This window comes from Streptococcus sp. SI1, from assembly GCF_030439945.1.
GTDB classification, from domain to species: domain Bacteria; phylum Bacillota; class Bacilli; order Lactobacillales; family Streptococcaceae; genus Streptococcus; species Streptococcus intermedius.
In genome coordinates, this window is the sequence record NZ_JAQFJE010000004.1 from 43,564 (window position 1) to 69,952 (window position 26,389).

Genomic DNA, 26,389 nt, shown 5'->3' on the forward strand with positions numbered 1-26,389 from the left:
TTCTCCTATTTTAGCTTATTCATATTCGGAACAACTCCAAGCAGAGTGATTCCCATTACTTCTTCTACATCTTCTGGTTTCTTTATTCTATCATCTAAAACTTCCACAACAATGCTAATAACAGACATAAGCATGCCTCCTGCAAGAAAACCAATCAAAGTATTTCGTTTAATATTTGGAGAGGAAGGTTCTTTTGGTGCTTCTGCTGCTTCTAGCGTCGTAACATCCGCTACTTTTGTTACAGCAATAATCTTCTCTGCCGCAGCTTGACGAACACTATTAGCAATGCGAGCAGCTTCTTCAGCATTACCATCTGAAACAGCAATAGATACAATTCGTGTATCTGTTGGAACAGTAACATTGATTTTTTTAGCCAATTCACTTGGTTGCAGCTTCAATTTCAAATCTGCAATTACTTTAGTTAATACATCTTGAGATAAAATAATTTCTTTATAGTCTTTAACTAAGTATGTTCCAGCTTGTAAATCCTGGTTAAGCGTAGAATTATCGTTTTGCTGACGATTAACAACATAAATACGTGTTGTACTACTATAAGATGGTTTTGCTATAACAGTACTGTAGATTAAAGCGAAAATAGCCATCACAAATGCTGTCACTACAATAATAAACTTTCTTCTCCATAAGGTTTTAATTAATGACAAGATATCAATTTCTACTGCTTGATTACTCTGATTTTTCATTTTTTCTCCTAAATTAATTCATCTTTTAATAATATTTCTTGATTTTTACGAAATAACTGGTCTGCATATGCGTTGCCATATTTGTTAGAAATGATGTGATAGGCTTCCTCCATATAAGGAGGGCGTGGCCCTAAATTATGCATATCACTTGCTACAAAATGGACCAAATCCTGTTCCATAAAGAATTGTGCTCGCTTCTTCATGAATTTATATTTCTCGCCAAATAACTTGGGTTTTAGTACACTGGAGCTATTGATTTGCATATAACAACCCATGTTGATCAAATCCTGCACCTTTTTTACATCGTTTTCCAAACAATGATAGCGCTCAATATGGGCTACAACTGGTGTAATTCCTAAACGCAGAACATTGCTTAACGCGCTGTGGATATCTCTATATGGTGTTATCATACTAAACTCAATTAGAGCATAACTCGTCCCACCTAAAGTTGGAATGATTTTTCTATCAAGTTTTTCTAAGATATCGCTAGTATAATAAATTTCAGCACCATAGAGAATAGTGAGATCATCTGCCACTTCTTTAGCGATTTGCTGAACTTCATGAAAATTCGCCGCAATCTTTTCTTCAGGCGTTTCAAACATACCCTTTCTACGATGAGAAGTCGAAATAATCGTTCGGACTCCTTGGCGATAACTTTCCGTCAAAAGCTCTCGCGTGTCTTGACGTGTCTTGGGACCGTCGTCCACATCAAATACAATATGCGAATGAATATCAATCAATCTCATTTACCTTCCATTACTTTCTGAATTGCTGCTTTGGCTGCATTCAAACTATCTTGATTTAATTCCATCATGTAAAGATTCGCATCTGGCATAGCATAAGACGGAAGACCTACTCTTCCCTCTCCGGTAACCGCTTGCGAGCTAACCGTATAACTACCACCAGTTTCTAACTGGGTATTAATGAGATTCATCATCGTTTCAATACTCATGTTGGTTTGAACTGAATCTTGTAATCCTGAAATAATCGCATTATAATTCTTCAAAGCACTTGTGGAAGTCAACTTTTTAATAATTGCCGCAATGACCTTTTCTTGATTTTTACCACGATCGTTATCTCCACCACTTAATGCATAACGCTCTCGAACAAATCCCAATGCTTGTTCTGAATCTAAATGAATATCTCCCGCAGCATAGTGCTTGCCATTTGCAGCAGTAAATTCTTTGTCATTATAAACATCAATACCGCCTAACAAATCTACCAATTTAAGGAAAGAAGTGAAATTCAGTCGAACATAATAGTTTGTTTTGATTCCGTAAAGATTTTCTAACGTATGAATAGATGCTTCCACACCGTAAATGCCAGCATGTGTTAATTTATCCTTTTGATTGTTGCCACCATCAGCAATCGGTACATAAGCATCACGCGGTGTTGTTGTTAACAGTACCTTTTTAGTCTTGCGATTAACTGTCATAATAATATTGACATCTGAACGGGAAACTGATGAAATCGGGCCATAAGTGTCAATTCCGCTGACATAAATATTAAAGACATTATTATTTGTTGCTGGTGACTGAGCGTTTGTAATTTTTCTACTAATTTTGTAAGTATAGATTTTTTTGATTTTTGAAGCGTAATCGGGATGCTCGTTTTGGATAACACTTTCAAAAACACTATTTAGAACCATGGCCTTAGCTTCACCATTCATTAAAGAATTATAAGCTGCTAGATAAGAAGAGGATTGAGCAACCGCCAAATTAACTTTCTTAGTTTGGGCTACATTATCTGTCAATGTTTTGATATTATTTGCATCATTTCCCGTTGGTGCTAGAACAGTTTTCACTTGACTGATATCCTTTATATTGCTATTCGCTGGCACCACCACGCTCATTTCATATTCGGAGTAATTTGATGTCGCGTTTAGCCCATTAGACAAATCTAACACTTCTTTAATGGCATATAGAGCACCTGAACTTACTAGAATAGCTAAAAGCAATATAATCGTCGTTGTGACACGCGCTTTATTTTTGAAAATTAAAAAACTAGTTCCTAATGCTACAGCTACTAACAAAGTGGATAGTAAAACATTCAAATATCGAAATGCTAGAATATTATACCGAAACATGAAAAAAACGAGTAAGATTGCTAACAATACAAACACAACTAAGAGAGCAAGGTTAAAGATTCTACCTTGTTTCCTATAACGATGTGACCTCTTTTTTGGCATTATAAACTCCTATGTACATTATCTAACCCATTAGAGCATAAAAGAATTAACTTTTAAATAATATTTAAAAATTGCAATCTTTCTGTAAAGTTTCTGCCATCTATCTTATTTTCTAAACATCCAAAAAATAAAAAGCAGTTCTCATTTCAATTAAGAACATGCCATTTTATAGTTTTATTCTGTTTTATCCCGATTAACCTGCTCAAAACTTTCTGTGCCATCATTCAATCGATCCCAAATGATGACTTCTCCAGTTTTAAGAGACTTTTGTACATCAATAATACGCTGATTAGAGGAGCCTCGAAATTGTAACATGAGATTTCGTTTTGCCTTATCAAAACGACCATCTACCAGAATATCAATGAGACTAAGAAGTTCGAGTTTATCTGGTGTTTCCAACATCATCTCTTCCCAAGTATAACCTGTCCAAGACCAAATATCCTTGTCAGGCAACTCTCGTCGAATACGCTTGACTAAGGGCAAGAGAATTCCAGTATTCAGAAAAGGCTCTCCTCCTAGCAAGGTCAGACCTTGAACATAGGGCTCAGCCAAATCTTTCATGATTTGCTCTTCTAGCTCTTGCGTATAAGGAATCCCAGCATTGAAAGACCAGGTCGCTACATTGTAGCAGCCCTCACAATGAAACATGCATCCGCTGACATAGAGGGAATTACGCACCCCTTCACCATCCACAAAATTAAAGGCTTTATAGTCAATAATACGTCCTTTGCTTAACTCTTCGCTTTTCCACTCACCTGGCTTCGGTGTATTCCATGTCATTTTTCTACCCCAACTCTATCCAATAACGCTCTTTCCCAGCTCGTACATCTTCCAACTCTCCACCATTGGCCAAAATCACTGCTCGACTAGCAGCATTATCCATATCGCAAGTAATCAGAACGGGAGAGAGCGCTAATTTTTTGGCTTCAAGTAAAGCCAAGGCTAATTGTTGTTTACCATACCCTTTCCCCCGCTCACTAGGGCGAATGCCATAGCCAACATGCCCTCCTAACTCTGCGTAAAAATCGTTTAGTGTCATACGAAGTCCTAAAAAACCTAATGCACGACCGTCCGAATCAAAGGAAGTAAACAAAATTGCCGGAACACGCCCTTCTGTCAAATGCAAGCCCGCTTCTTGATCACGATTAATTTGTAACCAATCTTCATAGTTTGCTGCTCGTGCCCAAGCGCTTTCTACCCCGCCATTCATGGGAAGCCCCTGCTCTTTGTATTCTGCAATCATTTCAAGTATTGCTGTCTTGTCTGCCAATCCCGGTCTTCGTAACTCCATACACTACTCCTTATCTAAGTCCATCCAATAACGCTCTGTTCCATGTCGTATATCTTCCAATATTCCACCATTTTTTAAAATTACTGCTCTACTAGCTGGATTATCTACTGCACAAGTCACCAGTACTTGGTGAATATTCTTTGAAGCAGCAACAAGAAGTCCTTCTTTCAGCATCGAAGTGGCATAGCCTCTCCCTTGCATAGATGGACGAACACTATAGCCTATATGACCACCGTGTTCGAGTAAGTATTCATTTAGGTTCAGGCGCAAATTTAAAAAACCAACTGCTTGTCCTTCATCAAACCCGACAAATTGTATAGCTGGCACCCAAGTATCAGGAATATTGAGACCCATTTCTGAATTTCGGTTCCCAGCAATCCAATCTTCATAATCAAAATCCTCCTTGTTCCAAAAACCACCATCGTGTGCGGCATTTGAATTTTCAAATTCCATTATGAGAGCCATCACAGCGTTTTTATCTTCTAGCCCCGGTCTTCTCAATTCCATTTTTTCTCCCTGATAGAAAGAAAGTGAGATTTACCGATGTCATCTCACTTCTTCTTTTATTGTTTCGCACTTACTTTTTGTAAAAATTGTTCTCTCAGTTTAGCAACTCGATCTTGTTTCTTTACTCCACCCTTGGAGTGTTTTTCATGATAGCGTGTGACTTGTGCTTTTCCTTTATCGTCTAATTGATATTTTCCCATGAAAGTTCCTACTTTTCTACATGATGTCCTTCGAACTTGATTGTTGAACCATTCATGTGTTTAACACGAGCTGAAATCTCCTTGTGACGTCCATTTACCATCGGACGGGCTTGAGGATTTCCAAGATAACCACAAGTTCGCTTCACAACATCAACTGTCTTAGGATCACTATTGCCGCAGTTTGGACAAGTAAATCCACGTTCTGTTGGCGTGAAATCCCCTTCAAAATCGCACTTGTAACAATGGTCAATCGGAGTATTGGTTCCAAGATAGCCCACACGATCGTAAGCATAGTCCCAGACTGATTCGAGTGCTTTCGGATTTTGTTGTAGAACAGGATATTCACAGTAGTGAATAAAGCCTCCTGAAGCCCCGGCCGCTGGATAATCTTTTTCAAAATCTAATTTTTCAAATGGTGTCGGATTTTTACGGACATCATAGTGGAAACTATTCGTATAGTATTCCTTATCTGTAATATCTTTTACAAGACCAAATTTTTCTGTATCCAGACGACAAAAGCGGTCTGTCAGACTTTCAGACGGTGTAGAATAAACAGAGAAGTGGTAGTCATATTGGTCAGACCATTCTTCTACACGGCGTTTCATTTCACGAACGATATCGACTGTAAATTTCTTGGCTTCTGGATTGTGCTCCCATTCACCACCATAAAAGACTGTCGCCACTTCATACAGACCAATATAGCCGAGAGAAACTGTGGCTCTACGATGCTTAAAGAGTTGATCCACCTTATCATATTTACCTAGACGTTTTCCAAAAGCACCATATTGATAAAGAATAGGAGCATTAGCTGGAGTCGCTTCTTTGGTGCGTTCGACACGGTAGACGAGCGCATCTTCAGCAATATTCATCCGCTCATTAAAAATTTCCCAGAATTTCTCCATGTTGCCTTCAGATTCAAGGGCAATTCGTGGAAGATTGACCGTCACAACACCAAGATTCATCCGACCAGAATTGACTTCTTGCCCATTCTTGTCTTTCCAACCTTGCAAGAAAGAACGACAACCCATTGGAACTTTGAAAGAGCCTGTTAATTCTACAATTTTATCGTAAGACAAAACATCTGGGTACATCCGTTTCGTAGCACATTCCAAGGCCAATTGCTTAATATCATAGTTTGGAGTGCCAGGTTCTAAATTCAAACCACGTTTTAAAGTGAAAATCAATTTAGGGAAGATAGCTGTACGGTGTTCTGATCCAAGTCCTTTGATACGAATCTGAAGAATGGCTTTTTGAATTTCTCTTTCAAAGCGATTGGTGCCAAGACCAAAACCAAGCGATGTAAATGGGGTTTGTCCATTTGATGTAAACAAGGTATTAATTTCATATTCTAAAGATTGCATAGCATCATAGATATCTTTTTTCGTTTTTGTCCAAGCAAATTCTTCTTGCTTTTCGGGAGTGACCCATTCACGCGCATCTGTCAGATGTTTTTCATAATTCTTTTCAGCATAGGGTGCCAAAACTTCATCAATTCGATCAGCTGAACAACCACCATATTGACTAGAGGCGACATTCGCAATGATTTGAGAAATTTGTGCAGTCGCGGTTTGAATCGACTTTGGACTTTCTACCTCTGCATTTCCAATCTTAAAACCATTTTTCAACATCCCTTTGAAATCAATCAAGCAACAGTTTGTCATTGGTGTATAAGGGCTATAATCCAAATCATGATAGTGGATATCTCCTTTTTGATGCGCATTTGCCACATGCGGCGGTAACATTTGCAAACCGATTGATTTCCCTACGATTCCTGCTGTCAAATCACGCTGAGTATTGAAAACATCGCTGTCCTTGTTTGCATTTTCGTTAACAACTGCTTGATCTTTGTTGAGCAATTTACCGATTGTAAAGTTGATATCTGTCGCTTTTGAGCGCGCAAAATCACGTTGCGTACGATAAGTAATATAGCTTTCTGCAATGGCATATTCATTCGCATTCAACAACTCATGTTCAACGATGTTTTGAATTTCATAAATTTTAACACCTGCAGGAAAGCGCGCAATCACTTCTGCTACAATTTTATTGGTAATGCCTTCAAGTTTTGCTTCTAATAACGGAGTCATCGTCGTTACTTCTTGACTAGCTTTGACAAGTGCCTTGTAGATCTTATCTGCGTCAAAAGCCACGCGACGGCCATCACGTTTTTCTACATAAATATCTGCAAATCCTTGTATCGTCTCTTCATTTAATGCAATCATAAGCTCCTCCATTCATATAAACCATATTATATCACTCTTATAAAAAAAATCAATATCTTGTGTTAAAAAACTTAAAATTTTATTTTAAACACAAGATATTGATTTATTATTTCAGCTTATACAACTTGAAATGATTGAGTTTCAAGCTTGTCAACTGATAGTTCTCTTTTAATTGCTTTTGGACATCTTGAAGAACCGGCACTTGATTGTGAACTAAAATATAAGCGGGTCTATTTTCCTTCAAACTCCTGACCAAAGCCATTTTATTTTCAGCGGTTCCTTGGTACAAGCCAGGTGTTAAAATCGGTACCGCAGATAAATGTCCGCTCGCTTGGTAGAGCAGCGCCGTTTTGTCCCAAGCATATATTTTGTCCGTCTTCTTTGCTTTATTTTTGATATAATTTGCAGCAGATGCACGTTCACTTGCTTCACCTGAAGATAAAATATAGTGATTTACAAGAGGAAAACCAATTAAATAAATGACTGCTAAAGCGGGTAAAAAAGCATTTTTGACAATATAGCTTCCTAAAATAGACGACGATTTTCGCACACGACTATGACGTCCACCTCTGTTCAGCTTACTCTTTCCTAACCATAAACTGAGTAAAACCATGAAGTACGGCAAAATCGATAGAAACTGATAAACACCTTGCTCTGTCAAAAAGAAATTAAATGAAACTAAGATAAACGAAGCAAAAAAACTCAGTAGCTGCAGAAAGCGTTCCACAGAATTTGCTGGCAATGAAAAACTTCTTATCCAAGTCCCTAATACTCCAAGCCCAATGAGTAAACTACTATAAAGCAAACCATTATGCAATAAAGGCTGCCCAGAAAAACGAAGACTCTCCCATGGATAAAGGATTTGACTAATTGCCGCTCCAAAAGTACCATTTAAAACCGTATAATAGCCCAAGGGATAGAATATAAGTGAAAAGCCCACAAGAGTAGCCAAAAATTGATACAAACCACGTGCCTTTTGCTTTGTGACAATATTATAAACAAAAAGAGCAATAAAGGCTGTTGCATAAAACACCAAGCTCGTTAACGGATCTGTCATAAACATCAGCGCACCAAGCGCACCAAAACCAATAAAGCCTTTATCGCTAGCCTCTCCTGCTACATAACGTACCAGAAAATACAGTGCACCAAATACAAAAGGGAAGGCAAACATACTAGAATATAAGCCACCCCAGCCTAAAACTAAAGTTAAGCCATAAAATAACGAAACAATTTTTATAGAATTATTCCTTACCGCTGTTAATTGGTAAACAATTTTGAAAAGAAAAATGCCAGCAACAAATAAAGCCACACACTGCATTGCTGCAAATAAAATATTGTTCAGCAAGAGATTGCCCGCCCAATTAGCTAGATAATAAAGCAATCCACTCGTTCCATAAATATTTCCATAAATAACCTGTCCTTGTGCTATTGCCCATCCTGCATACAGATTTTGAGATTGCAGATTCGTAGAAAGATTGGTCAACAATGGATTCGCAACACTTAAACCACTCAGCAATGCACTCCACAAAAGTAATAACACAAAAGGAGTTGAAGTTGGCTCTATAAAAGTAGCATTTTTCTTGCTCTCTTCGTAAAGCGCCTCTGCTACTGTCTCTTTCGTACCTTGTTCAGGCATTGTATCATACATAAAAGATTCTCCTTGATATCAGTCTTATCTAGTATATCAAAATCTTCTCTATCTGTCAGCCTCATTCTGATAAGTTCTGCATCTTGTGCAAAAGTAGACTGTAATATTCCAATTCTCGGAAACGATGATAACCTAACGTGATATACTTTTTCAAGAATTCCTTTTCTTCACTTGTTAATTCTTTGACCATTTTACATCCTTTTTACTAGATTATTCGTAAAAAAGAAAAAATTCCTCCTATACAAGAGAAATTTTTATAGCATCGGCGCAAACAATTCGACAATCTCTTTGATTAAACGTTGATACCAAGTATTTTTAATAGTATCCTCATGAATTTCTTGAGAATTCTCAAAAAGGGTTTCAAAATCCCGTTTTAAGTCAAACATAGAAGGCGTTTTATACATCAAAATAGCATTTTCATAGTGGTGAACCAGACTTCGATAATCAAAGTTGATTGTTCCAACCACACCGAAATCATCGTCTGCCACCACATGCTTGCTGTGAATAAAACCTGGAGTATATTCATAAATCCGAACCCCAGCTGCCATCAAGTCTGGATAAGCACCTCGTGTAATGAGCTGAATAAGCTTTTTATCTGGAATATAAGGAGTCACAATCCGCACATCTACTCCACGCATAGCTGCATTTTTAATGTCTTCTGTCAAGTCATAATCAATAATTAAGTACGGTGTAGCAATATACACATAATCTGTCGCTTGACTGATAATATTTTGATAAACATTTTTCCCAACTTGAGCTTTGTACATAGGCTTAGGTCCGCTTCCATACGGAATATAAAGTCCTGGTGCATCTATTGCTTTGTTGTCCAAATGATATTGATCAAAATCGCTAATAGTTCCACGGTTGATATACCAGTTCATAAGAAAAAGACGTGTCAAGGCCTTTACTGCACGGCCATTTAAACGAATCCCACCGTCTTTCCAGTGACCAAAACGCTCAATGTGATTAATGTATTCATCTGCTAAATTGACCCCTCCAGTATAGCCAATCTGCCCATCAATAACAAGAATTTTCCGATGATCTCGATTATTATAGGCTACTGTCATTCGCGGAATCACTTTGTTAAATTTATGGGCATCAATCCCCATAGCTTGTAATCGACTGGTGTAGTCGCCAGGAAGAGTCGCCATACAACCAATATCATCATAAAGCATCTTCACTTCGACACCTTGAGTTACTTTCTCACGCAGAATATCCAAAATACTATTCCACATGAGACCTTCTTCCACAATGTAATATTCCAAAAAGATAAATTTTTCTGCCTTACGCAAATCTTCCAGCATTTTTTGAAACATTTCTTCGCCCAAAGGGAAAAATTGTGATTCCGTACCGTCATATACATCCGCATTATGATCCATGCTAAGAAGTGATTTGATAATCCCATAAGCTGACTTATCTGTATTTTTCAACTCTAAACGCAACTCATAACTATTATCCTCACGAAATTTCATTTGATCCATATTCTTCAACTGTTTCAATTCACTTCTAGACAAACGACGCTCGCCAAACATCAGATAAAGCAACGGTCCAAAGACTGGAATAAAAGCCACTAAAAGCCAGGTTACTTTACTTTCTGGCGTCATTGAACGATTGACAATCGCCAAAATAGTTGCCACACTGAACAAAATCACAAAAGCAATCCATAAAGTAGGCGTCCATTGACCAAGCCAAAAGAAAAACCAAAAAACAAGTCCCAATTCTAACACCATAATAATGATGCTAAAACCATATTTTGACATCAATAGCTGAAATTTCCTAAAATTCATGTTTTCTCCCTGTCTCTATTTAGTACTAGTATAACGGGGATTCCCTAATAAATCAAGCCAAAGTCAACTATTGTTTGCCCTTCAAATTATGCACAAACATCCCAACAAAAAGAGTGGTAGAAAAATTTCAAATTCATAGAGATCAACTTTTCTCACACTCTTAGTTCTAAGTTATGAATAAAATACCGTCCCTCTCTATCTAGTTGAGAGAATAGATAAAACAAAGATTTTGGCTCAATAATCTTATGAAGAGAGGAAACCAACCTTCAATTCTTTCTACATTTTGTAAGTCAAGGTTTTCACTGTTGAAACATGGTACTCCCGTTCCAAACAGATTATTGTTTCGTTAAAACGACCGTATCATTTTCTCCATTTTCTTGCTCAATATCTTCGATTGTCAATTGACGATTGTTAATCATATAATGCACAGTATCATCTCCAATCCTCATTCGCTGATTTGTTGGATCAATACTCACTGGTTTCACTTCTTCTTCACCATTTGGCTCTTGTTCGGTCCATGTACCACTTTCCCCCTTGATAACCAAAGTAATTGTAGCCTCCTCGTCCATCCCCTTATACGTCCCATCTAGTTTTTCTGAGGACTTTTCTGCTATAGTTGATGACCCCTCACTCTCACTTGAGACATTAGCTGATTGACTACTTGAAACAGACTGAGAGGTTGGTGAGGTCTGGTTAGACTTGAAGCACGAGGTCAAAACGATAAGACCTATCAGAGAAAAGATCACATAGCTAAATTTCTTTAATGCTAACATTCTTATCCTCCTTCATTATACAGTTCTATTATGCTATCGAGCCTTTCAATTAGTCTTTTTTTCTAAAAGAAAAGCATGAACCTCCGCAATAAAATAAAGAGAACCTGTCACAAAAAGAAGCTGATTATCAGTAGAATTTCTGATAAATTGTTCGATAAATTCCTGATACGAAGAAACGTAATTTTCGGCTGCAAGATCCCGCTCCCCCACTGCACCATCATTCTCAAATGTTGTTATAGTCAATCGCGCCTCTGGCAATTCCTGTGTTAAATAAGACAGCATCCCCTGATAATTCTTTCGCCTCAAAGCACCAAACAAGACAAATATTTCTTTTTGTTCTTGCTGGCGAATAAACTCCACCAAACGTGACAAAGCTGGTAAATTATGTGCTCCGTCTAAATAAATACCTCCCTCAAAATATTCTAACCGCCCTACCCAATTCGTTTGTTGGAGAGCTTTTCGTATCCATTTCACTTGCGGTTGCCAGTTTTGTTGCTTCATAAATAAAAGAAAACCTTGCAAAGCAACAGCTGCATTTTCTTCCTGATAAGTGCCGTTCAGTCCCAGCCGTAAATCGACTATCATTTCATCTTGATTAGAAAACTGCTCTTTCGAAAATGAAAAATCTCTGCCATATTCATACAAGTCAACTCCGAGAGCGTTCGCGCGCAGCTCACAGAGCCTTCTCGCCTCTTCGATCAATGGTCCAATAACAGCTATTTTATTCTCCTTGAAAATTCCTGTTTTCTGTTCTGCAATTGCAGCTATGGAGTCTCCTAAGGTTTCCTGATGATCCAGCCCTACTGATGTCACAATTGCTATATCCCCTATCACCACGTTTGTTGTGTCCAAAAGCCCCCCAATTCCTACTTCGATCAAAGCCACATCTACTTGTTCCTCCTTGAAGTATAGCAAAGCCATAAGCGTTAAGATTTCAAAATAAGATAAAGGAGAGTGCGTCTGTAACAACTGCCTTTCCATTGTTTGAACACAGTGTCCTATTCTGATGAAGTCTTTGTCGGGGATTGGTTCGTGGTTGATACAAATTCGGTCGTGAATGCTTGTCATGTGTGGAGATGTAAAAGTTCCCACTTTCTTATCATGTTGCACAAATAATTGACTCATAAACGCAATCGTTGAGCCTTTTCCATTCGTTCCTGTCACATGAATCATGGGGTAATTCGCTTCTGGATGATGCAAAAGATCTATCGCTCGTATCATTCGTGCTAAACCAGACCGAAAATTCAAGCCAATCCGACTTTCTAACCACGTTTCAATTTCATTCATTTTCTTCTCCTAGCAAAAAGGGAGTGAAACAGAACCAGATTTTGGTTCATGTCACACCCCACAGCTCATTGAATAGCTGATACTCTTTCTTCACACATAGGAATTAAGTCAACTACGCATTCGCATACTATAAAATATGATTCACATAGCCTTTTGATTTCTTCATCATCCGTGATGCAAAAAGCTAACGTATCCAAATTATTCTTCCATAAAGCTATTGAAAACTTCTTCAATCATGTCCCATTCAGCATCTGAATCTTCTGGGATTGGTTGTAAATCGCCTTCTGTTCCATCTTCATTCTCAGTAAATGAGTAGGCTTGAATTTCTACTTCACCGTTTTCATCTTCTTCTGCGCTAGCTGGAATCAATAAAACGTAGTTTTTGCCAAATTCTTCTTTTCCATCAATTGTCAAGAGAATTTCAAACAAGGTTTCATTCCCTTGCTCATCTACGAGTGTAATCAATTCACGCTCTTCGTGGTCATGGTTATGATCGTGTGCCATGGTTTCTCCTTTGTCTATTAAAAATTTCGATCTAAATAATTTTGCAATATAAGCTGCGCTGCAAGCTTGTCAATAACCTTTTTTCTCTTCTTTCTGCTCACATCTGCTTGTTCAATCAACATTCTCTCCGCAGCTACCGTTGTTAGGCGTTCATCTTGGTATTCAACTGGCAAATGAAATAATTTTTCAATTTTAGCACCATAAGCTCGACTTGCTTCTACGCGAGGCCCACTTGTATTGTTCATATTTTTCGGGAGACCCACAACAAACTTCTCAACCTTGTATTCTCTTACAAGCTCACTCAAACGATCAAAACCAAATTCCTCTTTTTCTTCATCAATAGGAATAATTTCAAGTCCTTGAGCTGTAAAACCAAGTGGATCACTAATCGCGACACCAACTGTTTTTGAACCAACATCTAATCCCATCATTCTCATTAGAGATCAATGCCTTGCCCTTTCAAATAATAACGAACTAATTCCTCTACAATCTCATCACGTTCATATTTACGAATTTGATTTCGTGCATTATTATAACGAGGTACATACGCAGGATCACCACTAAGCACATATCCCACGATTTGGTTGATTGGATTATAACCCTTTTCATTCAGCGACACATAGACATCTTTCAATGTTTCACTAATTTCTTTTTTGTTTGAATCATCAAGATTAAACCGTACTGTCTCATCTGTAAATCCCACAATTACACCTTCTTTCACTAGAATACCTATATTATAGCACATTTCAAGACTTTTCACAAATTAAAGAGGTTGAAAATGTAGTGGAACAGAATTAAAAATTTTTAACTGATAACCTTAATATCGTGAGGATGATTAGGAATTTTTTAGAGATAAAAAACGAACAAAGTCAATACTGCTATAAGAGGCTTTACCTACAACCTCAAACAAATGCTTTATGCAATCGGCTTAAGTACAGGATTTTTTATACCAAATTAAGGCTGGGACATCATCGTCCCAGCCTTTTCTTTCACATATGACTATTCTTATCATGGATTTGCAACTTCTTTAGCACCAGCTGCTTTGACAGATTCAATATATTGTTTTGGGGTTAAGTTTTTAATGGTTGAGAACATAGAACCATATGTGTCTAATTTTGATGCTTCATCAAGGTTGATTTTGCTCATATCAATATTAATGTTAACTTTAATAACATAGTCTTTCGTAATATCAGTTTTAACATCAACACCAGCTAAAGACTTAAATTTATCCAATCTTGCAGCTGTCTCAAAACCAGAGATTAACTGTGGCTTTCTACTTTCTAAATCTTGTCCTCTTAAAGCGCTTTTCATATTTTCTGGAAGTACTTGCTCAAGATTGATGACAAATTTCTTAAATGTTTTTCCCTCATAAGAAATCGTTTGGATAAGTGTTTGTTCTATTCCTTGAACAGTCTGTTTTTGTTGGAAAGACTTAGTTACGACAGAATCTTTTTTTACAACACTTGAACCAGTCTTATTCCCCCCTGATTGCTTTTGCTCAGATTTCTGGCTACAAGCCGTTAGCAAGAGCAAGCTTGCACCTAATACAACAATTGATTTTCTCATAATATATCCTCCTTATATTTTAGAGTTTTACAAGAAAAGTGTACCACCTTTTGTAAGCGTTGTCAAATCAACTCGCCTAAAAAGCTCCTATTTAACAATTACAGATGAACTTCTTTTGCACCGCTTGCAATCTGATCTTCAACATATTCCTTAGGTTTCATTTTTAAAAGTTTTTTAAATTTATAATCTTTAACTACTCAGTATCTGTTGCTTTATTAATATCCAAAACTTGGAAAGCAACGTATGCACTCGCTTCAATTCTTGCTCATTAAAGTTTTCGAGAGAGGTTGAAAAGCCTTCTAAACTTTTTTCTTGTGTATATTTTACGTCTCTAGTCAAAAATTTTTCCAACAATTTTTGTGCCTCAGCAACTCCAACTTCAAACCACTTTTTTCATTTCTTCTTTCATCGGCATGATTTACTCAATCGATAAACTTAAAAATTGATTTCCCCTGTAAGCGTTGTTGAACGCCTTCAGCCGTTTTAGGAACAGATAAATTCTTCGTCATAACTGTTTCTTTTTCAGCATTCGCGAGAACTGGTAACTTGCTATCAATCGATTGCTTGCTTGTTTTTGATTTTGTTTCTTTCTTTTGACCACAACCACCTAAAATTGGAAGAATAATGGTTAATGAAATCAGGATTTTCATGGCCTACCTACTCCTCCCTATTTATTTTAACATCTTCTATGATAAACAAAAAAGCGGAAATTATATTCCACTCTTTTCGTATTATAAAGCGGCACGTAGACGTGCTTCTGTATTTTCAACATTACGGACTGAACGAGGCAAGAAAGCACGAATGTCGTCTTCCTTGTAACCCACTTGCAGTCGCTTATCATCGACCAAAATAGGACTCTTTAAGATACGTGGAGTTTCCATGATTAAATCAATCACTTCACTCACACTTAACTCTTCGATATCTACTCCTAAGCCTTTAGCATAGCGATTTTTTGAAGAGACAATACTTGCCACTCCATTTTCAGTTTTTGTTAGAATATCTAACAACTCTTCTTTTGTAATTCCTTCTTTACCAAGATTTTGTTCTTTATAAGTTAATTGATGAGCATTGAGCCATGTTTTTGCTTTTTTACAACTAGTGCAACTTGAGACAGTATAAATTGTAATCATGTAAGTACTCCTTTCGCTACACGGTACTACTATCATACTATATTATACCATAAAATCCCTCCGTCTTGCGACCTATTTTTTAAATTTATTCCTCGATTTCAATCGCACCATCTAAATCTAATGTGACTTCCTCTGCTTTGTTTGCTGAGTTGCTTGTTTCCACCTTTTTCTCATCTTCAGCATCATCCTCAATCAAACCATAATGAATTCTAACCTTGCGATCAATTTCATCAAAAATTTCTGGATGATCTGCCAAGTATTTCTTAGCATTTTCAGACCCTTGCCCAATCTTTTCATCATTGTAAGAATACCACGCACCTGCTTTTTTAATAATGTCTAGATCCGTAGCAATCTTGATGAGCTCGCCTGTTTTAGAAATGCCCTCACCATACATGATTTCTACGAAGGCTTCCTTAAACGGCGGAGCAACTTTATTCTTCACGACCTTGATCTTCGTTTCTTTCCCCACATTGGTGTCTTTTTCATCACCTGTACCTTTGATTTGAGTGTTTCCGCGGACATCCAAGCGAACTGAAGCATAAAACTTAAGGGCACGACCTCCCGGCGTTGTTTCTGGATTTCCAAACATGATACCAACTTTTTCTCGTAATTGATTAATAAAAATTGCAATCGTCTTCGTTTTATTGATAGATGCAGATAACTTCCGCATCGCTTGGCTCATCATCCGTGCTTGTAAACCAACATGACTATCTCCTATATCTCCATCAATTTCAGCACGCGGTACAAGAGCTGCAACTGAGTCGATAACCACCAAATCTACGGCCCCCGAATCAATCAATTTTCCAGCAATTTCAAGTCCCTGTTCACCTGAATCCGGTTGAGAAAGTAATAATTCATCAATATTAACCCCAAGTGCCTGCGCATAAGCTGGATCAAGAGCATGTTCGGCGTCAATAAAAGCTGCAATCCCTCCCTCTTTTTGGGCCTGCGCTACCGCATGAAGAGCCACCGTTGTCTTACCAGAAGACTCTGGACCATAAATTTCAATAATCCGTCCCTTTGGATACCCTCCTGCACCAAGTGCAATATCTAATGCCAAGCTACCTGAACTCATGACTTGAACTTTTTGTTCAGCTCGTTCCCCCAGGCGCATAATTGCTCCCTTACCAAAATCCTTTTCAATATTTTTAAGTGCATTATCTAATGCTTTTTGGCGTTCCTCACCAAATTTCTTTGAAATTTCATCTATTTTTTTTTGTTTTTTCGCCATTTATTTCTCCTGTGTAGTAATAAATTAATTTTCTTGATTATCTAATTATTGTAGCATATTCTCATTTTTTAATAAAGTTTTTCGCAACAAATTGAAAGCATGTAACACAGCTATTTTACGTACATCCGTCCGACTGCGCTCCGCAATATTAACCTGAATAGACTGAACGTTATCTGCAGTTGCCAAGCCAATATAAACAGTTCCTGCTGGATGGCCTTCTAAACTATCTGGACCTGCTACTCCAGTCAAACTCACCGCATAGTCACTAGCAGTCAATTTCCTAGCTTGCGTAGCCATTTTTTCTGCTGTATAAGCTGAGACTACCCCATGCATTTCTAAATCTGCCAATGGAATGCCTAACATTTGACTCTTCTCCTCTATGCCATAAGTAACAAAGCCACCTCCAAAGACCTTGGATGCTCCAGAAAAATTTGCTAAAGTCGCTTGAAAAAGTCCCGCAGTCAGACTTTCAGCTGCTGTGACTGTTTTGCCTGCTTTCTTCAACAATTCAAAAGCTGTCTGTCCCAGAGAATTATCATCTCCATAAGCATAGAAAAGGTCGGCTAATTGTTGTTTCTCAAAAGTCTGTACTGCTAAAATTTTCTTTTCCAGATGAGCAAACTTAACATCTGCTTCCTTTTGACTGCTGGCCTTGGTCGACAATCGCAACGTCACTTCTCCCGTCTTAGCATAAGGAGCAATGGTCGGATCCGTCTGAGTATCAATCAAGTTTCCTAAAAGGGTGACTAATTGACTCTCCCCAATACCAAAGAAACGCAAGACTCTCGAATACAATTTTTGGCCAGTTGCTAAAAGCGGAACCAACTCATTGTTTACCATAGGCTTTAGTTCACTAGGGGGGCCAGGCAGGACTACATAGGTCACTCCGTCTGCTTCTAACAATCCTCCGACAGCTAAGCCGGTCGCATTTGGTAAAGGAGTCGAGCCTTCTACTATCTGAGCTTGTCGCTCATTATTTAGTGTTCGAGTATAGTCCGGTCGGCTGGAGAAGAAACGATTCAATTTTTCAACAGCTACTTGATAAAAGACTAGCCTACGATTCAAAAATTTTGACAAAGTCTGCTTGGTTAAGTCGTCTTCAGTCGGACCTAAACCACCTGTCAAGATAACTAAATTACTACGATCTCTAGCTATTTCTAAAATGGATAACAGACGATCTTCATTATCTCCAACCGCTGTCTGGAAATAGACATCTACTCCCAAGCTCGCTAATTTTTCAGATAAAAATTGAGCATTCGTATTGACAATCTGACCAGTCAAAATCTCAGTACCCACAGCAATAATTTCTGCTTTCATAAAACCTCCTACCTTACTATTCGGAATTGGTTTTATTTTATCACAAAAAAGATTAAAAACTTCATTTTAAGAAAATAATCTTTTATAAGCTATATCTAGCGATACATTCTGACAAAACAAAAGAATCCTTCTTCAAAAATCTCACAAACAATAAAACTGAGGAAACTAATTTGTTTTATCCTAAATATCAATATAAGTCCACTAATCACCCACTACAGTTGCCTAAGTACTGAAAAAGCCCACTAGAATTTTCTAATGGACTTTTAATCTCATCTATCTTATGGTGGAGAAATTACATTTTTTTCTTCATCAAGTAAGCGACTCCGCCCAAAGTAACAAGACCTGTTAAAACAGCTAAAATAGATTCTTGGCTACCTGTAGACGGCAGAATTACCTTCTTCGGCTTCTCTGGTGTACTTGGCGGTGTTTGTGGTTTCTCTGGTGTATGACTATTCGTGATATTCATACCATCTACCTTCGCTGTATAACCTTTCGGTACAGCAACTTCTTCCACTGTATAAGTGATTGCCTTACCTGCTTCATATTTGGCAAGTTTTTCAAAGCTATACTTCCAACCAGTTGCTTCACTTGCTGTTGCTAATTTGCCTGTATCTTTGCCATTCGCAAGCAATTTCACTTGAATCTCTTTTGGACGAAGACCATCTTTATCATTTTCGTCTTCCCAAGTCTTTTGACCGCTAACTGAAGTCACCTCTGGAGTGTGGCTATTGACCAAATTCATTCCATTCGCTTCAGATTGATAGCCTTTTGGTACATCTACTTCCTCAACAGAGTAAACAATTTCTTTTCCAGCTTTGTAACGATCCAAACCTTCAAAACTGTATTTCCAATCAGTTGCTTCGCTTGCTGTTGCTACTTTACCTGTATCTTTACCGTCTGCCAATAAACGAACTTTGATTTCAGTTGGACGTTTGCCATCTTGATTGTCTGAATCATTCCAAGTCTTTTGACCAGTTAATTTGATTTTTTCTGGAGTGTGCTTGTTAGTAATTGTGTATTGATTATGTCCAGACGATTTAACTTCGGATTGGTAAGATTCTACAGCAACTTCTTTCACTTCGTATTTGATTTCTTGACCATTTTCATACTTTGGTAATGGTTTTGATTCAAAGGCCCAACCTTTTTCTTCTGAAGTTTCAATTTCATCAACAACTGGACCATTTTTGCCTTTCAGAATTTGAACCTTGACCATTCTGGTCCGTTTGCCATCTTGGTTGTTGTTATCTTCCCAAATTTTCTTACCAGAAATGACAATCGTTTCTGGAGTGTGCGTATTGGTGATTTCTTGACCCTTGATAGAGGTTTCATATCCTGCTACAGCATCTTCCTTGACAGAATAGACAATTTCTTGACCTGCTTCGTATTTTGGAAGATTACTAAAGGTATGTTTCCAAACATTCCCATTCGCTGGATCCGCTTCAGCGACTTTGATATTATATTTCTCAACTTCGGTAGTCACACCACCAACTGTCTTCATCAAGTGAACTGTGATATGGTCTGGTCGCTTACCATCTTGGTTATTATTATCATTCCAAGTTTTGGTCACTTGATAGTCAATCATTTTAGGGGTGTATTTGTTGGTAATATTGAAACCATTGATTTCGCTAGTATATTCCGAGACTACTTCTTCTGTCAAACTATATTTGATTTCTTTTCCATTTTTATATTTTGGAAGTTTCGTAAATACAGTAGACCATGTTCCGTCAGCTGCGGCTCTTACTTCTTTAGAATCTACTTTCTCACCATTTGCCAAGAGATTAACAGTAATTGATTTTGGACGTTTACCGTCTTGATTATTGGCATCATCCCAGTTTTTCGTTGCTTTAATGTCAATTGTTTCTGGGGTATATTTATTCGTAACAGTAAAACCTGCCTTAGCATCTCCTGTTGTTTCAGTTGTATAACCAGCTACTGTACTGACTTCTACTACTTTATAATCAATTGGGGTGCCACCTTTATCAACATCTAAGTCAGTGAACGCTCCTGTCCAGCTATTTGCCTCTGATAATTCAAGAGTTTTTCCTGTATCTTGACCATCTGCCAAGAGCTTTACAGTTATCTTGTTTGGACGTTTGCCGTCTTGATTATTGGCATCATCCCAGACTTTTTTCACTGGAATTTGTGTTTTTGCTGGCGTGTATTTGTTAGTGAAGACAAGGTCACTTGCTTTCTTAGAAATGGTTGCTTCTAGTTTAGTAGCACTCACTTTTTTAACAGTTACTTCTACTGTTTGAATTGTTGTATCATAGGTAATGCCCGGCTCAGTTCCTTGGACTTCCTCAATCGTATACTTATGTGTACCAACTTGATCTTCGTTGTAAGCCAATTCATCAAAAGCAAAATTTCCATTAGCATCATTAGTAACAGTTTGAACAATACTGCCGTCATCTTTCTTCAAAATAAAGCTATATTTTCTTGCTTCCAGCGCTTTACCTTCCAGTACTTTCTTACCTGAAATTTTGGCTTTAGTAGCTGCTGCAGGAGTGTAAGTGTTAGTAATTGTATACCCGTCTGTGGCAGTTCCTTCTACCTTAGATTGATAGCCTTCTTCAACTTTTACTTCTTTAACTGTATATTTGATGAGTTTATTATCTTTATTATACTTTTCTAAGTTGCTAAACGTATATTCCCAGTTGTTTGCTTCGTTTAAGGTTGTTTCTGATACTTTTATACCATCAGCCTGAAGTTCAACCTTAACCTCAGAACCTGTCTTACCAACCCATTTTTTATTTACTTTAACAGAGGTTACTGCTCTTTTGTTATTTATAGTTTTGATAACACCAGCTTTTCCAACAGTTATTTTCAATGGTGTTGGATTTAATTCATAACCAAGAGGTGCTTCAATCTCAGTAACAGTAAATTCACCCTTTTTAACATCACTTTCTGAATATATTTTGGATTGAGCAACGCCTTTATCATCTGTTGTCACAACTTCTTCTTGTGCAGTTGCTCCTGCGGGAGGAGTGATTTTGAATTTAGCTCCTGCAAGCCGATTTTGAGTCTTTTCGTCAACCTTGTAAAGAGTAATACGATAACCAGTCTCCAATTGGATTGTACCACCAGATGTAACCTGAGAATTTCGAACAGCAACTATCTCTGTATCTGTTTTATCTGTGCGAGTAGTTAGAGGCTTTTTATCACCTGACACTTCCACTTTATTGGCAATTTGTGTACCATCGGCTGGTGCCGTAGTCTTATAAGTAATTCTGTATGCCGCCGGTTTACCATTTGATGCTATTCTAGCTGAAGCATTTTTAATTTTAATTTTGAAATCAGTATAAGATTCATTCCACTCAATCGTATAATCAACATCTTTTGTCATAGTTTTTGAATCATTAAGATTATAACTTTTATCATAAAAACCTGACTCAACTTTTAATGTTTCTGGGATAAATTGTGATGGCGCATAATCGGATGAAATGCTGTCATGAACATCAATAACATCATATTTTGCCTGTCTATCATTTACACGAACAATGAATGGATGAGAATAATCACCCTTCTTTTTTAGTATCTCAGATGACCATGAATCTTTTTCAATGATTCCTCCTACTTTAGCGAAATTAGTTGTCCCAATTTCATAACTGTAATCAGGAGCGACTGGTTTCCTCACTTTAATCTTATGACTTATACTATTTTTAGTTTCTGTACTAGGATAAGTAACGGTTGTTTCGTCCTTTTCTTCTTTCACACTAAAACCAGTAAAGAAGGTTCCTTTAATATTTTCAATCTGAGCGCCACCCTTTTTCTTAAGATATTCTTGTAAGTTTTTTAAAGTAATCGTTACCTTGCCACCCTTACCATCACCATTAGATACAACTTTTGCAGAAGCAAGAGCAACTTTTGTATCATTGTCTTTAATATCAAATGTTTCTGCTTTTACAGTCATTGGCGCTGGAATCGTAAAAGTAAAAGAGTCCCCATCATTGAGCTGACCATTATACTTACTCAAATCAAAGTCAACCATGTATTTATAGTTGGCATACTTATCATTAGTTGTCAACTCATAAACACCCTGAGCATTTGGTTGTTTCTCGTTGCCATTATCAACATCCCACATTTTTATATTGGTAATAACGCTTTGAAGTTCTTTTGCCTGAACAGTATTTGTCACAGCAAGTAAACTAAACAAAACTAGAAGTGGCATCAAAAGATAAAACCATAATTTTTTCCTATGCTTTTTCATTGCATATTTCTCCTTAATTTATATTTATATTTATATTTATATTTATATTTATATTTATATGCCTATTATAATTTAAAGCCTCAAATAAATCAAGATAATTATATACTTTCACAAACGCAAAGGACAGCTATCAAATTTACAAAAACTTCGTTTTACAACACTACAAATTGTCATTGATGCGAACTATTATATAGTTCCCTAAATTAACATGGTCTTCATAATATGTTAAAATTGTTCTTGATCGTTTTCATATCGTTCAACATATGAACAGGGCTACAAACGGCCGTACAGCCAAATCATAATACTGTAGAGAGCAAATCTCACCATATAAGACTCTCAAGAACTCCGATAGCCTTATGAAGTCTACCAACATTTAGTCCTTCATTTTCGAGAGAAACAGGCCAACCAGTTCTTCGGACACATCGAAAAAACGATTTCTTACTTTAATCCTATCTTTCAGACTGGATTTAAACTTTTTTGAAAGAGAAATACAAGATTATCAACGCACTTGAACTCCCTTACTCAAACGCCAAGCTAGAGGCAAGCAATAGCCTCATTAAAAAACCATCAAGTGAAGTACTTTCAGTTTTCAGAATTTTGGCAACTTTAAAACTAGAAGCCTCATCGTTTTTAATATCAAAAAAGAGAAAATCGATTCAACTCTCTCCAAATGCTAGATTTGTATCAAACTACTACACTTGATAAAGAGCGAACATACTAAAACCTAGAAGTTTAAACTTCTAGGTTTTTCATTTATTTATAAACCCTAATGTGATGATGAAAGCAATGATATTATTACAACAATGGAGGACAATTGGATACCAGATATTCTTGTCCTTTTTCAGATACAGAAGCGAGAATAGGAAGCCTCCGGCAATATAGGAAATAGCTGTCACCCACTCTGACAAGGTCCAGCTGTGCATATGAAGGGTAGCAAATAGAGCAGTCGTTAAAACAATACCAATAAAATCAGAAAATTTCTTCAAGAGAGCCCTTAAAAAGAAGCGACGAAAGAAGAGCTCTTCAACAACTGGGCCAATAAAACAGCCGATAACCAAGATTAGAAATGGATTTTTCAAAAGCGCACCTTGAATACTGGCTTCATTCCGTCCCTGCAGCGGCAACCCTAGACTCTGTTTAATCAAAGCTGAAAGCAGATTGCAGGCAATTGTCAAGAAAAAAACAAATAACATATACAAGGAGATTGTTTTAAACAACTCCTTCTTCTTAGGCAGAATCATAGAAAACTGCTTCTGCAATTCCTCCCGATAAGCTAAATTCCCAAAACAAATAAAAGGAAATATACTGGATAATTCAGCCATTTTTGTCCAATAACCTCAACCCCCTACCGAGGAATAAAATGGTATATAGAGAGATAAAAATGAGCTGAAATTTTCTTGTTTTCATTGTTCTACTTCCAGTCACAATCATTTTCATGATCATTGATAAGGCCAGCTGCTTCTAGGAATGAATAGACACAAACGGGACCGACAAATTTGAAGCCTTGCTTTTTCAGCGCCTTGGACATGGTTTCTGACAACTCTGTCTTAGCTGGCGCTTCCTTGTAGTTCAAAATTTGGTTGTCAATCGTTTTAAAATCGACAAAGGACCAGATATAGTCATTAAAAGAGCCAAACTGCTTTTGAACAGCCAAAAAAGCTTGGGCATTGGCTCTGGTCGCATAGATTTTCATCTTATTACGGATAATATCCGGATTGTCCAAAAGACCATCCAGATCTGCATCCGTCATCTGAGCAATTTTCTGGGCATCATAGAAATGAAAAGCTTCTCGAAAAGCCTGACGTTTATTGAGAATAGTCTCCCACGAAAGTCCCGCCTGATAGGTCTCCATGCAAAGCAATTCAAATAACTTCCAATCATCATGAAGGGGCTTGCCCCACTCCTCATCATGATAGGCCACATACAAGGGGTTGTTCATTTTTACCCAGCCACAACGTTTAGTCATATCCTCACTCCTATTTCACCAACATCTTGAGAGCTGACTTGATATAATTTTCAGCTGTATCAGTTGTGCCTTCAAAGAATTTCTTGATTTCCTTAAGTTCAGCAGCCTTGTATCCCAGAGCCAGCATGGCTTCCATGGCTTCCTCCAGCTCCTGATTATCCACAGTCTGAACGGGCGCCTTGCTTTCTGCCGGACCATCTGCAGCCACTACTTTGCCTTCTAAGTCCAGTACCATCTGTTGGGCTGTCTTCTTGCCAATCTTAGGAAACTTGGTCAGGTAGGTGATGTTTTTCTGCTCAATGGCTTGCACTAAGCCAGTATTATCATCTGCAGCAATAATAGCCAAAGCAGACACAGGACCAATACCTGAGACTGAAATCAAGCTGAGAAAGAGTTGCTTCTCCTCCTCAGTCGAAAAACCATATAGAAGCTCCGCGTCTTCTCTCACCACCTGGTGCACATAGACCTTGGCTTCCTGATGAAGATGACCTGAGTAAGCATAGGGGTTGGCCACGTGAAGTATGTACCCAATAGCATTGACTTCCAAAACAATGTATTTAGCTGTGATTTTGGTAATAATTCCTTTTAGATATTCGTACATAATTTTCCTTCTTTTTGTATCATTTTGCCTATCTAGTATATCATATTTTGGGTTCAAAATAGTTTTTGGGTTGCTTTTAAGACTAGGTCGTAAGTTGTAGATATACTCTGCGTTCACATGTTTCATTAACAGATAAACTGAAGGTTAAGAACTGCAAACAGAAGTGCAACCAGTGGTTGACAAAATGTACAGGAAGCTGTATTCTCAAGATAACTAAAAGCTGTTAAGATAGAGTTAGCAAAGAAAAGGAGGCTGTGATCATGAAACTCGCTAATAAATTATTTGAACTAAGAAAAGAAAAAGGCTGGTCACAAGAAAAACTGGCTGAACAAATCAACGTCTCTCGCCAGAGCATTTCCAAGTGGGAGTCTGGCCAAGCGTTGCCCGAGCTCGAAAAAATCGTAGAACTGAGCAAGGTTTTCCAGGTGACGACAGATTATCTGCTTTTAGAAGAAGGTGACAAGCCGGAAATAAAACCCATCCTCTCAGAAGACGAAAAAGACCGCTACTACAAGGAAGTAAAATCTTATGGCTTCTGGCAGGTTTTGTATATTTTTGTATCAACCTTAGCAATCTTTCTCTTCTTTGCAGGTTCTAGCTTTCCAGCAAAATTCACTGCCCTGGTTTGGTTGAGCTTTTTCCTCTTAATCGCATCAGCAATGGCTATTAACAAGGCGCTAAAGATTAAAGAAAAGTATCTGGATAAAGTTATAGGCCTTGATGAGGATTCTAAGCAAGAAGATGCTAAAGATGAAACTAAAAACTGACAATCCCATACCTGTCAAAGCTCGTCTGAAAGAGCTCTTTGGAGACTGGCTCTTCATCTCGGGCTACCTCATTTTTCTTTTTTTGCTAACTATGGGCTTTTACAATCTGATTCTAGGAGGCATTCCTACATTCACTGAAGCCCAGAACCAACTACTGGCTTTTTCTACCTCAGTCCTGCCCCTAACTGTTATCTTTGCTTGGTTAGACTATAGAAAAGGAAGTTTTGGCAAACGTTGGGTAGGTTTACAGCTCATTTACAAACATAAGAGCTTTGCTCATAGCGTTTTGCGCTCTGCTATTAAGTTTTTCCCTTGGCAGCTGGGGCATATGGGAGCTATCCATAGTGCTTATCAAGCAGATGCATGGTCAATTTTCTTGTCAACTTCAGCAGGAATTCTCCTCTTGAGCTTTCTGCTGATGGGACTGCTTCGCAAAGACAAATGCCATCCAGCTGATTTGCTTGCTGGAACACAAGTTCAGCTTCAAGATTAAAAAATA

General features: G+C 37.7%; 27 protein-coding genes and 2 pseudogenes. 3 read left to right on the forward strand and 26 right to left on the reverse strand.

Going from position 1 to position 26,389, the window contains the following annotated elements; translation table 11 throughout:
• Positions 1–5: 5 nt before the first annotated feature.
• From PCY10_RS06150 to PCY10_RS06255, 23 genes are all read right to left on the reverse strand, one after another.
• Positions 6–701 carry a Wzz/FepE/Etk N-terminal domain-containing protein gene (locus tag PCY10_RS06150; RefSeq protein WP_003075250.1) on the reverse strand — a complete coding sequence of 232 codons (696 nt, stop codon included), beginning with the start codon at positions 699–701 and terminating at the stop codon, positions 6–8.
• Between the two features lie 8 nt (positions 702–709).
• Complete coding sequence (cps4B, locus tag PCY10_RS06155; RefSeq protein ID WP_009569635.1) at positions 710–1,441, reverse strand: capsular polysaccharide biosynthesis protein Cps4B; 732 nt, start codon at positions 1,439–1,441, stop codon at positions 710–712.
• Positions 1,442–1,443: 2 nt separating this feature from the next.
• Positions 1,444–2,889, reverse strand: a complete 1,446-nt coding sequence (locus PCY10_RS06160) for an LCP family protein (protein ID WP_021003307.1) — start codon at positions 2,887–2,889, stop codon at positions 1,444–1,446.
• 174 nt (positions 2,890–3,063) lie between these two features.
• Entirely contained in the window at positions 3,064–3,669 is a 606-nt protein-coding gene (gene nrdG, locus PCY10_RS06165; protein WP_003075255.1) for an anaerobic ribonucleoside-triphosphate reductase activating protein, read from the reverse strand.
• A gap of 4 nt (positions 3,670–3,673) precedes the next feature.
• Positions 3,674–4,180, reverse strand: coding sequence for a GNAT family N-acetyltransferase (locus tag PCY10_RS06170; RefSeq protein WP_021003308.1), 507 nt, complete (start codon positions 4,178–4,180; stop codon positions 3,674–3,676).
• Between the two features lie 3 nt (positions 4,181–4,183).
• Positions 4,184–4,687: a GNAT family N-acetyltransferase gene (locus PCY10_RS06175; protein WP_021003309.1), complete on the reverse strand. Its 504-nt coding sequence runs from the start codon at positions 4,685–4,687 to the stop codon at positions 4,184–4,186.
• A 56-nt stretch (positions 4,688–4,743) separates the two neighbouring features.
• Positions 4,744–4,887 carry a hypothetical protein gene (locus PCY10_RS06180; protein WP_003071441.1) on the reverse strand — a complete coding sequence of 48 codons (144 nt, stop codon included), beginning with the start codon at positions 4,885–4,887 and terminating at the stop codon, positions 4,744–4,746.
• 8 nt (positions 4,888–4,895) lie between these two features.
• The gene (nrdD, locus tag PCY10_RS06185; RefSeq protein ID WP_003077231.1) at positions 4,896–7,106 is read right to left on the reverse strand and encodes an anaerobic ribonucleoside-triphosphate reductase; all 2,211 of its coding nucleotides are present in this window, start codon (positions 7,104–7,106) and stop codon (positions 4,896–4,898) included.
• A gap of 106 nt (positions 7,107–7,212) precedes the next feature.
• A complete protein-coding gene (locus PCY10_RS06190; RefSeq protein ID WP_021003310.1) occupies positions 7,213–8,754 on the reverse strand; it encodes a hypothetical protein in 1,542 nt (513 codons plus the stop codon).
• Positions 8,755–8,815: 61 nt separating this feature from the next.
• Positions 8,816–8,944 carry a hypothetical protein gene (locus PCY10_RS06195; RefSeq protein WP_009569641.1) on the reverse strand — a complete coding sequence of 43 codons (129 nt, stop codon included), beginning with the start codon at positions 8,942–8,944 and terminating at the stop codon, positions 8,816–8,818.
• Between the two features lie 64 nt (positions 8,945–9,008).
• Positions 9,009–10,541, reverse strand: coding sequence for a cardiolipin synthase (cls, locus tag PCY10_RS06200; RefSeq protein WP_021003311.1), 1,533 nt, complete (start codon positions 10,539–10,541; stop codon positions 9,009–9,011).
• Between the two features lie 335 nt (positions 10,542–10,876).
• Entirely contained in the window at positions 10,877–11,314 is a 438-nt protein-coding gene (locus PCY10_RS06205) for an SP_0198 family lipoprotein (RefSeq protein WP_009569643.1), read from the reverse strand.
• A gap of 45 nt (positions 11,315–11,359) precedes the next feature.
• Positions 11,360–12,601 (reverse strand): folylpolyglutamate synthase/dihydrofolate synthase family protein, encoded by a 1,242-nt coding sequence (locus PCY10_RS06210; RefSeq protein ID WP_021003312.1) that lies wholly within the window; start codon positions 12,599–12,601, stop codon positions 11,360–11,362.
• Positions 12,602–12,799: 198 nt separating this feature from the next.
• The gene (locus PCY10_RS06215; RefSeq protein WP_003075274.1) at positions 12,800–13,105 is read right to left on the reverse strand and encodes a DUF1292 domain-containing protein; all 306 of its coding nucleotides are present in this window, start codon (positions 13,103–13,105) and stop codon (positions 12,800–12,802) included.
• Between the two features lie 17 nt (positions 13,106–13,122).
• Positions 13,123–13,542 carry a Holliday junction resolvase RuvX gene (gene ruvX / locus PCY10_RS06220; RefSeq protein ID WP_021003313.1) on the reverse strand — a complete coding sequence of 140 codons (420 nt, stop codon included), beginning with the start codon at positions 13,540–13,542 and terminating at the stop codon, positions 13,123–13,125.
• Complete coding sequence (locus PCY10_RS06225) at positions 13,542–13,808, reverse strand: IreB family regulatory phosphoprotein (RefSeq protein ID WP_009569646.1); 267 nt, start codon at positions 13,806–13,808, stop codon at positions 13,542–13,544. Before PCY10_RS06225 ends, ruvX begins: the two co-directional genes overlap by 1 nt.
• A gap of 305 nt (positions 13,809–14,113) precedes the next feature.
• Positions 14,114–14,671, reverse strand: coding sequence for an SP0191 family lipoprotein (locus PCY10_RS06230; protein WP_020999236.1), 558 nt, complete (start codon positions 14,669–14,671; stop codon positions 14,114–14,116).
• Between the two features lie 189 nt (positions 14,672–14,860).
• A complete protein-coding gene (locus tag PCY10_RS09685) occupies positions 14,861–15,025 on the reverse strand; it encodes a hypothetical protein (protein ID WP_327083042.1) in 165 nt (54 codons plus the stop codon).
• A gap of 68 nt (positions 15,026–15,093) precedes the next feature.
• Complete coding sequence (locus PCY10_RS06235; protein ID WP_041787613.1) at positions 15,094–15,321, reverse strand: hypothetical protein; 228 nt, start codon at positions 15,319–15,321, stop codon at positions 15,094–15,096.
• Positions 15,322–15,402: 81 nt separating this feature from the next.
• Complete coding sequence (gene spx / locus PCY10_RS06240; RefSeq protein WP_003026638.1) at positions 15,403–15,801, reverse strand: transcriptional regulator Spx; 399 nt, start codon at positions 15,799–15,801, stop codon at positions 15,403–15,405.
• An 85-nt stretch (positions 15,802–15,886) separates the two neighbouring features.
• Positions 15,887–17,032: a recombinase RecA gene (gene recA / locus PCY10_RS06245; RefSeq protein ID WP_003077215.1), complete on the reverse strand. Its 1,146-nt coding sequence runs from the start codon at positions 17,030–17,032 to the stop codon at positions 15,887–15,889.
• 45 nt (positions 17,033–17,077) lie between these two features.
• On the reverse strand, positions 17,078–18,349 hold the full coding sequence (locus tag PCY10_RS06250; protein WP_301558944.1) for a competence/damage-inducible protein A: 1,272 nt from the start codon (positions 18,347–18,349) through the stop codon (positions 17,078–17,080).
• Between the two features lie 292 nt (positions 18,350–18,641).
• Positions 18,642–22,556 (reverse strand): Cna B-type domain-containing protein, encoded by a 3,915-nt coding sequence (locus PCY10_RS06255; protein ID WP_021003315.1) that lies wholly within the window; start codon positions 22,554–22,556, stop codon positions 18,642–18,644.
• Positions 22,557–22,890: 334 nt separating this feature from the next.
• On the opposite strand from PCY10_RS06255, the pseudogene PCY10_RS06260 reads away from it, so the two are divergent.
• Positions 22,891–23,233, forward strand: a pseudogene (locus PCY10_RS06260) (transposase); the annotation flags it as partial.
• A gap of 72 nt (positions 23,234–23,305) precedes the next feature.
• Here PCY10_RS06260 and PCY10_RS06265 read toward each other — a convergent pair.
• The 3 genes and pseudogenes from PCY10_RS06265 to ruvA form a co-directional block, all read right to left on the reverse strand.
• Positions 23,306–23,963: pseudogene (locus tag PCY10_RS06265) on the reverse strand (lysostaphin resistance A-like protein).
• Positions 23,964–23,967: 4 nt separating this feature from the next.
• Positions 23,968–24,522 (reverse strand): DNA-3-methyladenine glycosylase I, encoded by a 555-nt coding sequence (locus PCY10_RS06270; protein WP_021003317.1) that lies wholly within the window; start codon positions 24,520–24,522, stop codon positions 23,968–23,970.
• A gap of 10 nt (positions 24,523–24,532) precedes the next feature.
• On the reverse strand, positions 24,533–25,123 hold the full coding sequence (ruvA, locus tag PCY10_RS06275) for a Holliday junction branch migration protein RuvA (RefSeq protein ID WP_021003318.1): 591 nt from the start codon (positions 25,121–25,123) through the stop codon (positions 24,533–24,535).
• A 260-nt stretch (positions 25,124–25,383) separates the two neighbouring features.
• On the opposite strand from ruvA, the gene PCY10_RS06280 reads away from it, so the two are divergent.
• Positions 25,384–25,890: a helix-turn-helix domain-containing protein gene (locus PCY10_RS06280; RefSeq protein ID WP_021003319.1), complete on the forward strand. Its 507-nt coding sequence runs from the start codon at positions 25,384–25,386 to the stop codon at positions 25,888–25,890.
• Positions 25,874–26,383 carry an RDD family protein gene (locus PCY10_RS06285; protein WP_041787616.1) on the forward strand — a complete coding sequence of 170 codons (510 nt, stop codon included), beginning with the start codon at positions 25,874–25,876 and terminating at the stop codon, positions 26,381–26,383. Before PCY10_RS06280 ends, PCY10_RS06285 begins: the two co-directional genes overlap by 17 nt.
• Positions 26,384–26,389: the final 6 nt, after the last annotated feature.

Bases quoted from the DNA above. Each gene is read 5' to 3' on its own strand.
- PCY10_RS06150 (WP_003075250.1), bottom strand. From the start codon at position 701: ATGAAAAATCAGAGTAATCAAGCAGTAGAAATTGATATCTTGTCATTA.
- PCY10_RS06160 (WP_021003307.1), bottom strand. From the start codon at position 2,889: ATGCCAAAAAAGAGGTCACATCGTTATAGGAAACAAGGTAGAATCTTT.
- nrdG (WP_003075255.1), bottom strand. From the start codon at position 3,669: ATGACATGGAATACACCGAAGCCAGGTGAGTGGAAAAGCGAAGAGTTA.
- PCY10_RS06170 (WP_021003308.1), bottom strand. From the start codon at position 4,180: ATGGAGTTACGAAGACCGGGATTGGCAGACAAGACAGCAATACTTGAA.
- PCY10_RS06175 (WP_021003309.1), bottom strand. From the start codon at position 4,687: ATGGAATTGAGAAGACCGGGGCTAGAAGATAAAAACGCTGTGATGGCT.
- PCY10_RS06180 (WP_003071441.1), bottom strand. From the start codon at position 4,887: ATGGGAAAATATCAATTAGACGATAAAGGAAAAGCACAAGTCACACGC.
- nrdD (WP_003077231.1), bottom strand. From the start codon at position 7,106: ATGATTGCATTAAATGAAGAGACGATACAAGGATTTGCAGATATTTAT.
- PCY10_RS06190 (WP_021003310.1), bottom strand. From the start codon at position 8,754: ATGTATGATACAATGCCTGAACAAGGTACGAAAGAGACAGTAGCAGAG.
- PCY10_RS06195 (WP_009569641.1), bottom strand. From the start codon at position 8,944: ATGGTCAAAGAATTAACAAGTGAAGAAAAGGAATTCTTGAAAAAGTAT.
- cls (WP_021003311.1), bottom strand. From the start codon at position 10,541: ATGAATTTTAGGAAATTTCAGCTATTGATGTCAAAATATGGTTTTAGC.
- PCY10_RS06205 (WP_009569643.1), bottom strand. From the start codon at position 11,314: ATGTTAGCATTAAAGAAATTTAGCTATGTGATCTTTTCTCTGATAGGT.
- PCY10_RS06210 (WP_021003312.1), bottom strand. From the start codon at position 12,601: ATGAATGAAATTGAAACGTGGTTAGAAAGTCGGATTGGCTTGAATTTT.
- PCY10_RS06215 (WP_003075274.1), bottom strand. From the start codon at position 13,105: ATGGCACACGATCATAACCATGACCACGAAGAGCGTGAATTGATTACA.
- ruvX (WP_021003313.1), bottom strand. From the start codon at position 13,542: ATGAGAATGATGGGATTAGATGTTGGTTCAAAAACAGTTGGTGTCGCG.
- PCY10_RS06230 (WP_020999236.1), bottom strand. From the start codon at position 14,671: ATGAGAAAATCAATTGTTGTATTAGGTGCAAGCTTGCTCTTGCTAACG.
- PCY10_RS06235 (WP_041787613.1), bottom strand. From the start codon at position 15,321: ATGAAAATCCTGATTTCATTAACCATTATTCTTCCAATTTTAGGTGGT.
- spx (WP_003026638.1), bottom strand. From the start codon at position 15,801: ATGATTACAATTTATACTGTCTCAAGTTGCACTAGTTGTAAAAAAGCA.
- recA (WP_003077215.1), bottom strand. From the start codon at position 17,032: ATGGCGAAAAAACAAAAAAAAATAGATGAAATTTCAAAGAAATTTGGT.
- PCY10_RS06250 (WP_301558944.1), bottom strand. From the start codon at position 18,349: ATGAAAGCAGAAATTATTGCTGTGGGTACTGAGATTTTGACTGGTCAG.
- PCY10_RS06255 (WP_021003315.1), bottom strand. From the start codon at position 22,556: ATGAAAAAGCATAGGAAAAAATTATGGTTTTATCTTTTGATGCCACTT.
- PCY10_RS06270 (WP_021003317.1), bottom strand. From the start codon at position 24,522: ATGACTAAACGTTGTGGCTGGGTAAAAATGAACAACCCCTTGTATGTG.
- ruvA (WP_021003318.1), bottom strand. From the start codon at position 25,123: ATGTACGAATATCTAAAAGGAATTATTACCAAAATCACAGCTAAATAC.
- PCY10_RS06280 (WP_021003319.1), top strand. From the start codon at position 25,384: ATGAAACTCGCTAATAAATTATTTGAACTAAGAAAAGAAAAAGGCTGG.
- PCY10_RS06285 (WP_041787616.1), top strand. From the start codon at position 25,874: ATGAAACTAAAAACTGACAATCCCATACCTGTCAAAGCTCGTCTGAAA.